General features: G+C 40.5%; 10 protein-coding genes. 2 read left to right on the top strand and 8 right to left on the bottom strand.

Going from position 1 to position 14,955, the window contains the following annotated elements:
- Positions 1-33 precede the first annotated feature (33 nt).
- The 5 genes from alaS to V6C71_17275 form a co-directional block, all read right to left on the bottom strand.
- Positions 34-2,688 carry an alanine--tRNA ligase gene (gene alaS, locus V6C71_17295; protein HEY9770218.1) on the bottom strand — a complete coding sequence of 885 codons (2,655 nt, stop codon included), beginning with the start codon at positions 2,686-2,688 and terminating at the stop codon, positions 34-36.
- Between the two features lie 277 nt (positions 2,689-2,965).
- Entirely contained in the window at positions 2,966-3,997 is a 1,032-nt protein-coding gene (gene pdhA, locus V6C71_17290; GenBank protein ID HEY9770217.1) for a pyruvate dehydrogenase (acetyl-transferring) E1 component subunit alpha, read from the bottom strand.
- A gap of 115 nt (positions 3,998-4,112) precedes the next feature.
- On the bottom strand, positions 4,113-6,677 hold the full coding sequence (locus V6C71_17285) for a methyl-accepting chemotaxis protein (protein HEY9770216.1): 2,565 nt from the start codon (positions 6,675-6,677) through the stop codon (positions 4,113-4,115).
- A gap of 198 nt (positions 6,678-6,875) precedes the next feature.
- Entirely contained in the window at positions 6,876-7,403 is a 528-nt protein-coding gene (locus V6C71_17280) for a chemotaxis protein CheW (GenBank protein HEY9770215.1), read from the bottom strand.
- Positions 7,404-7,462: 59 nt separating this feature from the next.
- Positions 7,463-7,828, bottom strand: coding sequence for a response regulator (locus V6C71_17275; protein HEY9770214.1), 366 nt, complete (start codon positions 7,826-7,828; stop codon positions 7,463-7,465).
- 629 nt (positions 7,829-8,457) lie between these two features.
- On the opposite strand from V6C71_17275, the gene hmpF reads away from it, so the two are divergent.
- Positions 8,458-10,179, top strand: coding sequence for a pilus motility taxis protein HmpF (gene hmpF / locus V6C71_17270; protein HEY9770213.1), 1,722 nt, complete (start codon positions 8,458-8,460; stop codon positions 10,177-10,179).
- A 32-nt stretch (positions 10,180-10,211) separates the two neighbouring features.
- On the opposite strand, the gene V6C71_17265 is transcribed toward hmpF, so the two are convergent.
- From V6C71_17265 to V6C71_17255, 3 genes are all read right to left on the bottom strand, one after another.
- Entirely contained in the window at positions 10,212-10,991 is a 780-nt protein-coding gene (locus V6C71_17265) for an aminotransferase class IV (protein ID HEY9770212.1), read from the bottom strand.
- Between the two features lie 109 nt (positions 10,992-11,100).
- Positions 11,101-12,870 (bottom strand): protein phosphatase 2C domain-containing protein, encoded by a 1,770-nt coding sequence (locus V6C71_17260; GenBank protein HEY9770211.1) that lies wholly within the window; start codon positions 12,868-12,870, stop codon positions 11,101-11,103.
- 412 nt (positions 12,871-13,282) lie between these two features.
- Positions 13,283-13,990, bottom strand: a complete 708-nt coding sequence (locus tag V6C71_17255) for a 1-acyl-sn-glycerol-3-phosphate acyltransferase (protein ID HEY9770210.1) — start codon at positions 13,988-13,990, stop codon at positions 13,283-13,285.
- Positions 13,991-14,199: 209 nt separating this feature from the next.
- On the opposite strand from V6C71_17255, the gene V6C71_17250 reads away from it, so the two are divergent.
- Positions 14,200-14,943 carry an ABC transporter ATP-binding protein gene (locus tag V6C71_17250; protein HEY9770209.1) on the top strand — a complete coding sequence of 248 codons (744 nt, stop codon included), beginning with the start codon at positions 14,200-14,202 and terminating at the stop codon, positions 14,941-14,943.
- Positions 14,944-14,955 lie beyond the last annotated feature (12 nt).

The following is a 14,955-nucleotide window of genomic DNA, read 5'->3' as shown; positions in this document are numbered from 1 at the left end:
CAAATAGGTGGGTATTTACCCACCTCTGAATATTTAACTCAACCCTTCAATTAACTGTTGCTTGGCAGTCTTCAAAGCCTCATCTAACTTACTAGCATCTCTTCCGCCAGCTTGAGCCAGATTTGGTCTACCACCACCTCCACCGCCGCAGATTTGGGCAATACCGCCGATGAATTTACCAGCCTGTAGTTGCTTTTCTTGGATAACTTTCTGACTAAAGGCTGCAACTAGACTAACTTTGCCTTCAGAAGGAATCGAAGCAATTACTACGGCAGATTCACCTAATTTTTGCTGTAATCTTGAACCCGCAGACTGTAATGATTTAGCATCCATTTCGCCCAGATTAGCCACCAGAATTTTGTATTCTCCTACGGTTTCTGCTTGGGATAATAAACTGTCTGATTTGAATAGCGCGAGTTCTTGTTTGGCCGCTTCTAGTTCTTTTTGAGTAGCTTTAAGTTCCGTCTGTAAACTATTGACGCGATCGCTAATTTCTTCGGGCTTAACTTTGAAAGTACCGCTCAATTCTTTAATTACTTTATCCCGTACATTCAAGTAATCTAAAATAGCAGCCCCTGCCACCGCTTCGATCCTTCTTACTCCTGAAGAAATTCCTGTTTCGGAGATGATTTTAAATACGCCAATTTCTGCCGTGTTATGAACATGAGTACCGCCACAAAGTTCCATCGAAACTCCAGGGAAATCAATTACTCGTACATCATCGGCATACTTTTCGCCAAACATCGCCGTTGCACCTTTAGCTTTGGCTTCTTCTAACGGCATAATATTTATATCCGCTTCGTGTGCTTCCGAGATCCAGGTATTAACTAGTTCTTCTATCTGCTGCACATCTTCTTGAGTCAAGGCGCGAGGAGAATTAAAGTCAAACCGCAAGCGATCAAAGTTGACCAACGAACCAGCCTGAGACACAGAATCATCAACTACTTTCCTTAATGCAGCCTGTAGTAAATGAGTTGCAGTATGGTTTGCTTGAATACGACGACGACAAGCCCGATCTATGGTAGCCTTGACCACATCTCCAAGCTTAAGAGTACCGCGATCGACTTTGCCCTTATGAACAAAGATATTGCCTTCTTTTTGTACATCTTCGATGCGAATTAAAACATCATCCCCAGAAAGATAACCGCGATCGCCAATTTGTCCGCCAGACTCGCCATAAAAGGGAGTTTGATCCAAAATAATTTGGACTGTATCCCCTGCATTAGCACTAACGACATTATCAGATAGATCTTTACTACTAACCACAATTCCCATAACTTGAGCTTGTGCTGCTAGTTGGGTGTAACCTAAAAAGCTAGTTTCATTGCTGCCTGTAACTATTTCACCCAAAGCATTTTGAGTCATCAGATCGATCGCCTCATAGGAATCTTTAGAACGAGTTTTCTGTTCTGCCATTGCCCGTTCAAAGTCTTGAAGATCGATAGTTAAACCCTGTTCCTCAGCTATCTCTTGAGTCAGTTCTAAGGGAAAGCCATAAGTATCATATAGTTCAAAGGCATCTTGACCTGATATTTGTTTCTCTGATAAATTAGCAGCGTCGGCAATAATTTTTGCCAGTAACTTCTCGCCCCTTTCCAGTGTCTTCAGGAATTGAGATTCTTCTCGCTGTAGTTGGCTTTTAATAAAGCTGTCTCTTTCTCTAACATTGGGATAAGCAGATTCAGCCAGAGCGATCGCAGTTTCTGCAACTTGATTAACAAAATTACCCTCAATCCCAATTAACCTACCGTGACGAATTACCCGACGAATTAGACGACGTAAAATATAACCGCGATCGGTATTAGAAGCCGTAATCCCATCCGCAATCATGTGAACTACTGCCCTAACATGATCGCCAATCACCTTAAGAGATGTATTAGTTTTCTCATCGGCTTTGCCGTAGTCTATGTCGGCAATTTCAGCCACAGTTTCAATAATGGGAAATATTAAATCGGTTTCATAATTATTAGGTACTTGTTGCAGGATTTGCGCCATCCTTTCTAAACCTAAACCCGTATCAATATTTTTGTTTTTTAAAGGTGTCAGATTACCTTCTGCATCACGATTGTATTGCATAAATACCAAGTTATAAAACTCGATAAATCGGCTGTCGTCTTCTAGATCGATATGCTCATCGCCCAATTCTGGATGAAAATCGTAATACAATTCCGAACAAGGTCCACAGGGGCCAGTAATTCCCGATTGCCAAAAATTATCTTTCTCTCCCATCCGCTGAATACGATTTTCAGCAATACCAATTTTGTCGCGCCAGATGGCAAAGGCTTCGTCATCCTTTTCAAATACACTAGGTACGATGCGATCTGCTGGTAATTTATATATCTGTGTAGAAAGTTCCCATGCCCAAGCGATCGCCTGTTCTTTAAAATAATCACCAAAGCTAAAGTTACCCAGCATTTCAAAGAAAGTATGATGTCTGGCGGTACGTCCTACATTCTCAATATCATTAGTCCGAATACACTTTTGAGAAGTTGCAGCGCGAGGTTGAGGTGCTTGGCGCTGTCCTAAAAATATCGGCTTAAACGGCAGCATTCCCGCAATAGTTAGCATTACCGTTGGATCTTCGGGAATTAAGGATGCGCTGGGCAATATTTTGTGTTGTTTAGACTCGTAGAATTTTAAGAACTTGTCGCGGATGTCGCTACCGCTTAGGTGTGCGAGGTCAGCCATAATAAGTTAGATAGATGCAATTCGTGTATTTATTTATTCTGACATTGTTTAGGATGTAGGCAATTAACACTTAGTTGTTATGGACGATCGGGTTATATTTTGACAGGTGTATATTTTTAACTTAATAACTTAATCAGCTACAGAGCATTTAAACAGCTTTTCCAACAAAGCGATCGCCATATTTGGCTCACTCTCTAATTTTATCAAGGGCGATCGCTGATGACCAGACGGAATAAAAGCAGACAACCTTGTTTAAACTCCTTTAAACAAGGTATGTTCAGTCCTCGGCAAAAATATAATGGTGCAAATCATTAGGACTTGGTTCAGGACTACTTTCAGCAAATTTAACCGCTTCATCTATAGTTGCTGAAACTTGGCGAGCGATCTCTTTTAGCTCTTCGGCTGTGGCTAAGTCTTGCTCGATCAAATAGGTAGCAAATTTCTTAATTGGATCGCGCTTGCCCCAAAATTCTTTTTCTTGAGGATCTCGAAGCTCGTCTGGATCGGCCAAAGAATGACCTCGGAAGCGATAGGTCAAAGCCTCAATCAAAGTAGGTCCTTCTCCAGCGCGGGCGCGGGCTACGGCTTCTTTAGCTAAAGTATTCACGGCTAAAACATCCATTCCGTCAACTTCATAACCTGCCATATTAAATACGCTGGCTTTTTGGTAAATTTCGGGCTGAGAAGTTGCGCGCGCATGAGCCATGCCGATCGCCCATTTGTTATTTTCTACTACATAAATAATCGGTAATTTCCAGAGGGCTGCCATGTTCAAACATTCAAAAAACTGACCGTTGTTGCTTGCTCCATCACCAAAAAAACAAACTGCAACCGCATCAGAATCAGCCTCTCCCATTGCTTCGCGCCGATATTTGCTTTGAAAAGCTGCGCCTGTCGCTACGGGAATACCTTCTGCCACAAAAGCATAACCTCCTAAAAGCCCATGCTCGGCAGAAAACATATGCATCGAACCACCACGACCTTTACTGCACCCAGTCTCTTTGCCAAATAGTTCTGCCATTACTTCTTTGGCTGGTACTCCAGCACTTAGGGCATGAACATGATCGCGATACGTACTACAAACATAATCACCTTTGGCTCGCAATGCTTTGACAATACCTGAAGAGACAGCTTCCTGACCGTTGTAAAGGTGGACAAAGCCAAACATTTTGCCTCGATAATACATTTCAGCACACTTATCTTCAAATAAGCGTCCTAAAACCATATCCTCATACAGAATTAATCCCTCTTCCTGAGTAATCTTGACAGAGGTAGAATCAAATTGGGGTAAGGTTCTTTCGGCACACATAAAGCAGTTTACAAATAAAGGCGCAAAACTCTATTGAATCATAAAATTCCAGTGGGCGAAAGAGGAGCTTGACAGACTACTAAAAAGCCTTAAAATTGAGAATTAGATAATTACTTTATTCTTCGCCTTTATCAATACGGAATCTTTCGACTGAAGAAAGCAAACCGCGAGCAATTCCTACTAGGCTTTGTAGCGCACCACCAACCCGTTGTGATTCTTGAGATGTGGCTTGAGCAGTTAACTCTACCGACTGCATTACCTGAGCTACGGCACGAGAGTTTTCTCTTTGTTCGACTGTATCAGCAGTAATTGAACGCACTAAGACATCAATCCGATTAGATACCTGAATAATATCTTCGAGAGCAGTTTTGGCTTGTTCTGCTCTTTCGGTTACGTCGATTACTTCCTGAATACCTTCTTCCATAGCGGTCATAACCGAGCCAGTTTCACTTTGAATCTGGAGTACAATTTGCTCAATTTCTTTTAAAGATTTACCAGATCTATCCGCTAGCTGTCTGACTTCATCGGCAACTACGGCAAAACCCCGACCAGCTTCGCCAGCTTTAGCCGCCTGGATTGAAGCATTAAGAGCCAGCTGGTTGGTTCTTTCGGCAATTTGCGAGATTAAAAGCACAATTTTCGAGATTTCTTGAGAAGCTTCGGCTAATCGTTTTACTTTACGGGCTGTTTCTGATACGGTTTCTCTAATCTGGAAGATTCCCGACACGGTTCGTTCTACTGCTTTACCGCCTTTGAGAGCAGTGACTGAAGACGAACGAGCAACTTCTTCTGCTTCACGCGCATTATCTGCTACCCTCTCGATAGATTCAGTCATCATCTGTACCGAATTCAAGGTAACTGCTAATTCTTCGGCCATCCGCAAGGCTTCACTAGACTGATTACGAGCAAACAACTCACTATCGGTAGAGCTTTGGTTTACCTGTTCGGCAGCCTCTTTTACCTGACGGACAATCTCTCGCAGACTCTGAATCGTTAAGTTGAAAGCATCGGCAACAGCTCCTAGTACGTCGGCGGTTACGGTTGCTTGAACCGTTAAATCTCCTCTGGCTGCACCTTCTACATCATCTAGTAAACGAATTACTTGACGTTGAAGATCTTCTTTTGCCTGTTCAGTTTCCTCGGCTCTTCTTTGAGCTTCCTGAGTAGTAGTCAGAATTACTCTAGTCATGCGGTTAAAGCCAGAGGCTAATTGTCCAAATTCATCTTGGGAATATACGGTTGCTTTAGCGTTAAGATTACCCTGATAAACATCATCAAACTGATTTTGTAAATCCTGGCTGGCTTTGGTGATATGTTTGGCTGTAATGTTACCCAGTGCTGCTGTTGTTCCCGCGCTCGATAATCCAGCAATCAAAGCTAATAAAAAGCTATTTTGAACTCCTGCGATGGTTCGGTCAGGATTTTGACGCGCAGCGATATTAGAGCCGATTAGACCAATGAGCAAAACGGCGATCGCCGAGACCAGCCCGGTTATTCCAGCAGTAATTAGCTGTTTTTTCTGAATCGGAGCATTAATGAAGTTGCCTAAATTTCCTTGCTTGACTTCTATCTGTGGCTCTTCCTTTGCTTTAGCAAATGTTGTTGCACCTGAACTCAATTCACTAACAGCAACTTCTTCAGATGGAATCGGGTTTGGTTCTAAAACGAAATCATTAGTAGTGTTTAAACTAGCGCTAATCGGTTCTTCATCTACGTTAAATAATCCAGTATCTGGAAGACCTTGCTCGAGTTCTTCCAAATCAAAAAAGCTACTGTCAATTTCATCAAATTCTAGTTCGTCCTGATAATCTAAACCCTCTTGTTCGGCAATATCCTCCACGCCATAGTGTTCCTCACCTCCCATCGAGAACGGTTCAGTTAAAACAGTATCAATTTCTAGTTCAGAACTGTCATCATCATCATTTTCATATTCGCTTTGATCGACGGCAAAGTCTTCGGCGGTATAATCGGGCAGGTCATCATCATCTATAAAGGTAGAGCTAGTATGAACGTCTATAGGCTCTTGTGCTGGCAATTTTGCCGACACGGAAGCTGATTCAGTTTCAAACTGAGCAAAAGGATCTTCGGAGCGATCGTATTCATTAATAGGAGCTATATTTTCTAGGTTGACATCTACATCTTCGGCGAAAGGATTGCCATAGGAGTCTTCTCCCCCAGAAATAAAGCTATCATCGATGTCCGAGTCGATACTCGCAAGATCATCAACAGTCTCATAATCCTGCTCAGGAACAAAACCCCCGCTATCAAAATCTTCAACGATTATATCTTCGTCAGGAAAATCAATGCCAATCAAATCTTCAATCTCGTCAACATCCTCTTCATCGCTCATTTGTGTCAGCTCTAGGTGATCTTCATCAATAGTTAATGCTGATTCTGACTGTTGTTGAAGTTGCTCTACCTGTTCGATCCCACTGTGAGCAAAATCGAGTAAATCTTGCTTTTCGCTAAGATTTAAAACCCTTTCATACTGGTGTTTCGCCAGATCATAGTTTTGGAATCCATAACAATAAATATGACCCCGCAGCAACAAGACATTTGGATCGTTGGGAAATTCATCAACTAAATGATCGATTATTTCTGCTGCTTGAGCAAAATTACTTTCTAAATAGGCTTTTTCTGCTTGCCCGTATTCCTGTGAATAGTTAGTTCCTGATGCCATTATGCTTCTTGCCAAATTAATCTAAATTTTAGTTGCTTGTGCTGACCAGTGATAGTTACTCTGTGATTTGACTCTGATGATGACCGTAAGTTTATAGAAATAAAAAACTAAGGTAATAATGATATTTTCTTCAATATTGCTGAATTAGGTATAAGTTTCAACTTAAGCATTGATTGAATGATTGACTCTTCGGTGTAACTAGGTTGCCCATCGTGCAGACCGTAAAATTTTTCCTGGATCTAATAAATTTACAATTAAATTTTCATCTTCGGGCTGCCATTGAGCCTGAACAAAAGGAGCCATTCTATCGGCTAAAGGTTGATAAATTTCTAATTGTTCTACATCTAACCAATCCATATCGCCAATACTGCTGATTGCCAAACCGATAATTTGCTCTTGCTCTTCAATGGCAATTACCGGAATTGCTGGACGGTCGGTTTTTAAAGCGACACTATCCCCCAAAAACTGACCGAGATCGGCAACCCAGATTACTCTTCCTCGTAAGTTTATTGTTCCCAATAATAAAGGAGAAGCGTTAGGAATCGGGGCAATTTGATCGGGCGTTTGTTGCATCACCTCCGCTATACCTGTAGCGGGAAAAGCACAAGCCTCCCCTGATGGCAAATAAAAGCGCAGATGAAGTTCGCCATCAGGATTTTCTAATGGCTTGATGTCTAGAGATAAATCTAGACCACTGTCGGTATACAGTTCTGGATTAGTAACCATAAGATTTTTTGTAAATATTATTTGAGACTGCTAACTGTATCATCAAAAATAATTGTGATTCAGGCTCGAAGCAATTGTTTGACAGTACCGATTAATTCGACTGGTTGAAAAGGTTTGGCAATATAAGCATCTGCACCCTGTTTCATGCCCCAGTAGCGATCAAATTCTTCTCCTTTGGAAGAACACATAACGACTGGAACATTTTGAGTTTTAGGATCTGATTTTAAGCGACGACACAATTCATAGCCATTCATTCTGGGCATGACAATGTCCATAACCACTATGTCAGGATTTAATGTTTCTAGATGCTCTAAAGCTTCAACTCCATCGCAAGCAACAGTTACTTTAAGACCGCTACCTTTGAGGAGATCGGAAATCATTTGTCTTTGCGCCAGACTATCTTCTACGATTAGAACTTTGCTCATAACACGCTATCTACGAAAAGTCATACTTAACTTAAGTCTACTTGGCAAATCATTAAATTAATGAAAGTTAAATTTCTACCCAAATTCGTTTACGTATGAATAAATTTATTTGATTGGTAACCTATCCGCTTCAGAATATACTCTACTTTTTGACCGATCGCCATGTCACGATCAACATAATTCAAGCTAGCTTTACTTTTTAGTTAAATTGCTTACCGCTCAATTTAATTGAATCGTGACTATTTGGTAATCTCATAAATCTGTAAATATGTTATTTACGGAGAAAATCAGCTATTTTATAGATTATGATTGAGCTTTTATCAAGTTGAATTCAACTATTTAACTCATATTTATGCTGAGTATAAATAACAGAAGTATGATTGCAATCTTACTATTCAAAATAAATTATTGCTGACGGCTATTGCTGCGATCAAAAATTAGTTAATTAAAAAATCTTGGCAACCAATTAGGTTGCTGGTTATGCTAAAAATAGCCAATTAATTAATTGGCAAATTGTGGGTCAGATTTGAATTTAATTTAATCTGGTTATTTTAATAAATCGGCAGTAAACTGGAAAAGCTTAATTTTTCTGAGTTCCTGCACAGAAGAAATCAAGAGGAAGGCGCATAGTGCTATATCTGGCGGAAATACAAAAACAGAGTAAAGGTTTTATGGGTGGTGTGGAGACTAAGCTAAAGCTCATAGCCTGTCAGCGAAACGATCAAAGCTGGATCCTGATTAATAATGAATCAGTTACTACTGAAGAAGCTAACGACTTTGGTGATGGAGCTATGGTCGTGGTTAACTTAGGTGTTAACCGCCAAATACAGGGAAAGATAGAATCAGCCTCGCAAAAAATTATTGGCGTACTCAAAAATTTCTCTCGCCTGTTAGAAAAAACTCACGATCAAGAACAAGAAATTGACCAGTGGAAAGAGTCTTTAGCAATTCAAAGTGAAGAATTAAGCCGACGACAGATAGAGATGGAAACTCGTCTGGAACAGGTAGAGCAGATGGAAGAGGAGTTTAAACAGTTTGAGCAACAACGCTCAGAAATTGCGATCGCTCAAACAGAAACCGAAAAGATGAGAGCTGAATTTGCAGCTAAAAGCACGAATCTAGAAGGTGCTTGGGCACAATTGCGGGGTCAACAACAAAATTTAGAGGAGCAGTTAAAACAAGCCAAAGTTTTAGATCGAGATCACGCCCAGGAAATCAAAACACAATTAGCAGCTATTTCTGCTGCCAACGATTCTACTAGTTCTCTTCAAGATAAGATGAATTTGGCAGCAGCAGCGGTCAAACAGCAACAGCAAATTTTACAGCCTCATTGGCAAAATTTGGCGCAAAGCAGCGAAGATATCCAGACCTCACGTCAAAATCTGGACAATTTAACAGCAGGATTATCAGAGAAAAAACAGCAAGTAAAATCTTTAGAAGAATATATTGCTAAAGCGGAACAACAGCTGAGTATAGAACAAAAGTCTTTAGAAGTTAAACATGAATTAACTCAGTTTCTCAATCTGCAATCAGAAGCTCAAAACACCATGTTACAGATGCTTTCGGGTTCTGAAGCTGATTCTGATGGGGGAGGGAAGATTAATCTCGGCGAACTGGAGAATATGCCTTTACCAAATTTAGAGACTAGGGTTGAGAGTTTGAAGCAAGACCTAGAAAAGGTAGCCAGATTTGTCAATGACCAAGAGGAAGAGTTAGGTTGGCAATGCAAAGCCGTAGAAGAACTCGAAGCTAAGATGGTTGCCGCAGGAGATTTTGAGCGTCTGACTTTAGAACAGGAGTTAGCTGATGAAAGGGAAGCCAAAAAGATGCTGGATCAAACTTTGGTCGGTCAGCGTCGCTCTCTCAAAGAAAGGCACAATGTATTGCTGCAACATTCTCGAGTCTTAAAACGCCGTCAAGGAATAATTGACTTTGATTTGGAGTCTGAGATTCAAGATATAGATTTAACTCCCATCAAAGAAGGTTTAGAAAAACAACAGCAAAAGCTGCAACGACAACAACAAGAGCTATTGGGAGAGATAGCACAAATAGAGCAGAGTATTAAGGGGTTAGAAACTAAGTTAGCTCAACAAAAAGCTCAAAAAAGACAATTAGAGTCAGAAATAGAGCAACAACAAAATAGTTGGCATAAATTAAATTTGAGCATCGTTCAAATGCAGTCCCAAATTGATTTTTATCAACAAAAGCTAAAGCCTTTGCAGGATGCTTTAGATGCTGTGGGCGAGCAAGTTGCAGTTATGGAGCAGTCGATGGTAACTTACGCGGAAAATAATCCTCATAACGCTTTGGCTAAAATTGAGCAAATTATTAATGAATTAACGGTTGCTTAAAGTTTTATCTGCTCTGGTAATGCTATTTTTGCTCAGCTAATGTTAGAGCTTAAAGGCAGTTGACGTAAATAACGCACCTGGTAATTTGAATTGAGAACTGTGGTGATTGGAATCATGTCTACTACACAATTGCTATAAGCTAAAGCTGCTAAACTTTGGCTAAATTCGGGAGTCCAGACATTTTCGATGACTTCGATTTTATTCTCTCTCAGAAAACTGAGCCAGCGCGATCGCGCAATACCTGGTAGAATCCCAGAACTTAGACAAGGAGTGTACCAACAGTCATCTCTCCACCCCCAAAGATTACCAGTACTAGTTTCTAGCCAGTTACCCTGAGCATCAATCAAGATAGCTTCTTGAGCATTTGAATTTAATGCTCGATCGCGAGCTAAATAAGCAGATAAATAATTACCAGTTTTATATTGAGCTAAATCTCTTCTATATATAGGCTCTTTGGCAATCCAGGCTGTAATACCTTTGGTTTGGCGTTGTTTAAGTTCAGGCGGTAAGCTACGTCCTGCAATCCATTCTTTACCGTTGGGAAATACCGCCATACGAAGAATCGGAAAATGTTGTAGCATTAGCTCTGCTCCTCGTTGTAGCTGCTGCCAGTTTGGTTGTCGCCAGTTAAATGCTTGAAGAGTAAGATTAAGGCGATCGCCATGAGCTTGCCAACAGGTGAGAGGATGTTGAAGGGAATGATTATATACCCTCATGGTGGTGAAAGCTGTTGCTCCGTAGCATAACCCTGGCTCATCAATATCGAGCTGGATTTGCTCAGAATTAATTAATTTGCCACTGTACCAAAACATATCGCAATTATTTATTTGCTCAAATATTTACCAAGATAACAATCAACAGCAATTTTAATATTTTCTAATTCTTCAGTCTAATTTGAGATAGATGAACTGCTAAAAATTACTAATTTATTTCCGTATCTTGACCCTCAAGCTGATTATTATCTTTGTCATTTATTCTGTCATGCAACAAGTAATAAGCAAATAATCCGATGATGGTTGAAATTAGCAGCAGCAAAATTAGTGGCTTGAGCCATTTTGGTTGTTTTTTAGCTGGCAATGGTTCGCCAATTTTCGGTTCGGGAATTTCAGTTTCTGTTGGTGAACTCTCAACAGCAGTCGAGTCTGGCAAAATAGAGTTAGTCATATTAGCTTTAGACCACAATGTTGATTCATCCAGCACAAATTCGACATCAGACCAGGAAACTGATACTTCACTAACATTAGTTGATGGCTTTACCATACTGTGAACCAGCGCTATGGTGACGTTATCATGACCGTTTTTCTCATTGGCAAGGGCAATTAAATCTTTAACAGCAGTGGCAAGATCTTGTTTGCCTTCGAGTACTGGTAAAACACTATGTCGCCACTGTTGTTCTACGCGATCAAAATCACTCAAGCCGTCAGTACAAAGCAAGAAAATGCAGTCATCATCAATCATATAGCGTTGCAGATTAGGATGAAGCGCCGCTGAATCTCGCATTCCTATAGCCTGAATTAATGCTCCCGCCGAAGGGTATTGTAAAGAATCTCGATACAAAGCATACCCCAAACGAACCTCCCGTGAGGCAAGATCGTCATCAATAGTCATTTGATGGCAGCTATTAGGGGTAATCCAATAAATTCGGGAATCACCAACGTGAGCGAGAAACATTTCTTGGGCGTAAGAAAGAGCCATTACTAGGGTTGTACCCATGCGCTGTCTTTCCTGACGCTGTTCGGTATCATTGCGCTTGCTGATAATGTCATTAGCCCCATTAATGTACTTGGCTAATTTATCTAACATTTGGCTGGAGCTGTATTGCTCTTCTAAAGCTAGTTTGGAGATTTTACTGCGTAAATATTTGATTGTTTCTCCAGAGGCAATCTCTCCGCCATCATGACCTCCGACTCCATCACAAACAATTGCTAAGGCATTTTCCGAGCCTGAAATTTCCTGGGGATGAACTGGGTAAGCAGCATCTTCATTATTAGTTCGGCTAGGTCCAGAATCACTGAGAGCATAAATATGATAGGAATACTGGTTGGCTTTGCGACAAAGACCGATCGCACGATCTAAAACGGCAATTACCTGACTTGCTCGATCGACTATGCCAGTTTTTAAACGCACTGCAAGCTCATTTATGACATTTTTAATATTAGGATGGGCATTTTCTGCCCACTGCGACCATAAATCGCCTAAATCTCGAAGATTAGGTGGATGTTCGTCCTCAGGGTGGAGCTGCAATAGCTGTACTAGCTGTCCATTAATTCTGATTAGATCGGGATTAAGTAAAGTAGATGCTACATTTTTATCCAACAAAGGATTCCATAATTTGGCGATTTGCCAGAGCCAATTGAGTTGTTGCAGAGGTGTTGCCTCAATCCATAAATGTTTGATTGGGGGAATAAGTTGTGGGTCGATTAATTTCCCCGTATCAGCATCAATTGGCACAGTACCATAATCAAATAGCCAAGCATCTGTCCCATCTAATAAACCATAAGCTTGCGGAATATGAGGATAGCAAGAAAAGAGCTGTAGATAAACTACGATTTCTGGAGGAACTTCTTCTGAGGTTACTGGAGGCTGATTAGGTTGAGTATCTAAAAATATGCGCTCGCTCAACGCCAAGTATCTACCGCTGATTAAGGTTTGCTCTTGCTCTGGAGCGATCGCCTTTTGATTGCTCCACAAATAACGTCTTACTATTGGAGTGCTACATCGTTCACAAATACTAGCTTCTAGTGGGTTAGACGCTGCGCAATGAGGACTCGAACATTGAATTCTAAGCTCAGGGTGTGACATGGATGTTTTAAACTATTGAGCATACTCCGATACAAGCGGAGCTGAGATTACTTTTAGCTGTAGAAAGCCACTCTAAAATTTGGATGAATAAGCGACTCCATAAATTTGACGTTTCTTGACCAACAGTTAAAGCCGTCTCTGCCAAACAAAGGCGGAGAATCACTAGCTCTCAAGCTGATATTATAAACTTCCCAATCGATTTATTTTGCCAAATCTCATCGTATTTAAGATTTCTCTATAGTAAATTAGAAATTATATTTATGTTGGTTTTTGTCGCAATTTTACTTATTGCTGAACAAATTCATTGCTCATAGAGCTGTTTCAAGCTCTCATCTAAAGCAATGGTTAGCTTTTGAGAGCTTTGGCGCAGTGATTTGCCAAGATACTCATTGACAGTTAAAGGCTTACCGATATCGACTTTAACCTCTGTTCCCCAGCTTGGGTAAGGCTGGCTATAGCGAATTGTCATCGGTAATATTTTAACCTTTCGATTTGATTTGTCTGTTTCTGCCTGTAAAGCAATAGAGGCTACTCCCCTTTTAAGAGCATGAATTTTGTAATCATTAAAAATGCCGCCTTCGGGAAAAATTACTAACATTTCCCGCTCTTGCTTTAGCAATTCAACGCTATAGCGTACGCTACTTAGCTGAGGATGGTCGGTATCTACAGGAAACCCTCCCATGCGACGAATAACCCAACCTTGAAATCCTGTTACCTCGTTAGCAGAAACCATAAAGCGCAAGTCTCTACCGCTGACTAGTCTTCCTATGGCATAGGGTACGATAAAAGCATCCCAACGAGAGCGATGAGTTGGTGCAACAATTACAGGATCTTGTAAAGGAATATTTTCCTGTCCGTTAATTTGAATTTTGCCAAAGAAAAGAGGTAAAACTAGATAGCATCCCAATGGATATAGTATTTTAGCCATCCAAGGAGATATACGAGAATTTAATTCATCAGATTCTGAACTTAAACTAATTGAATTCTGCTGCGACTTTAACTGATTCATTAACGAACTAAGATTTGCTCTATTCTATGTTACTACCTTAATTTTTCTTTAATCAAATGTGGTTTAAATACTGGACACTTACTGAGTTGTCATTATGTTTAGCAGGTATTTGAAGCTAGTTATAAAAATTTTTGGTACTTTAGATAAATTGTTAACCAAATAATATTTAGAAAATAGTGCAACCAGATTTGTCAAACGATCCGCTACTTATGGCTACAGATTTGTCGAAGAGCTTTGGCGGAATCAAAGCGGTAAATAATGCTCGTCTTGAAGTCGCTCGCGGCAGTATTACGGGCTTAATTGGGCCTAATGGAGCAGGAAAAACAACTTTATTTAATTTGCTGGCTAATTTTATTAAGCCCGATCGCGGCAAAATTTTGTTCGATCGCCAGCCGATCCACAATTTGCCATCCTATAAAATTGCAACTCTAGGTTTTATTCGTACTTTTCAGGTAGCTAGAGTGCTGTCTCGCTTATCAGTATTGGAAAATATGTTGCTGGCAACGCCAAACCAAACAGGAGAAAACTTTTTTAAGGTTTGGTTTCAACAAGCAAAATTAAGCACAGAAGAACGAGAAAATAAGGAACGGGCAATGGACATTTTGGAATCTGTAGGGTTGGCTGCTAAGGCTTACGATTATGCAGGTGCTTTATCTGGTGGACAGAGAAAACTTTTAGAAATGGCTCGTACTCTGATGACCAATCCTAAGCTAATCTTATTGGATGAACCAGCAGCGGGTGTTAATCCGACTTTAATCAATCAGATTTGCAAACATATTGTTGACTGGAATCAGCGAGGAATTTCTTTTTTAATAATCGAACACAACATGGATGTGATTATGAGCCTGTGCGATCGCGTTTGGGTATTAGCAGAAGGTACTAACCTAGCAGAAGGTACACCAGAAGAGATTCAGAATAATGCCTCGGTCTTAGAAGCGTATTTAGGTCAGTAATTGCTCGTCTGT

It is taken from the genome of Coleofasciculaceae cyanobacterium, from assembly GCA_036703275.1.
Lineage (GTDB): Bacteria > Cyanobacteriota > Cyanobacteriia > Cyanobacteriales > Xenococcaceae > Waterburya.
Note: the sequence above shows the minus strand (reverse complement) of the source record. Positions and strands in the feature narration are given on the sequence as shown.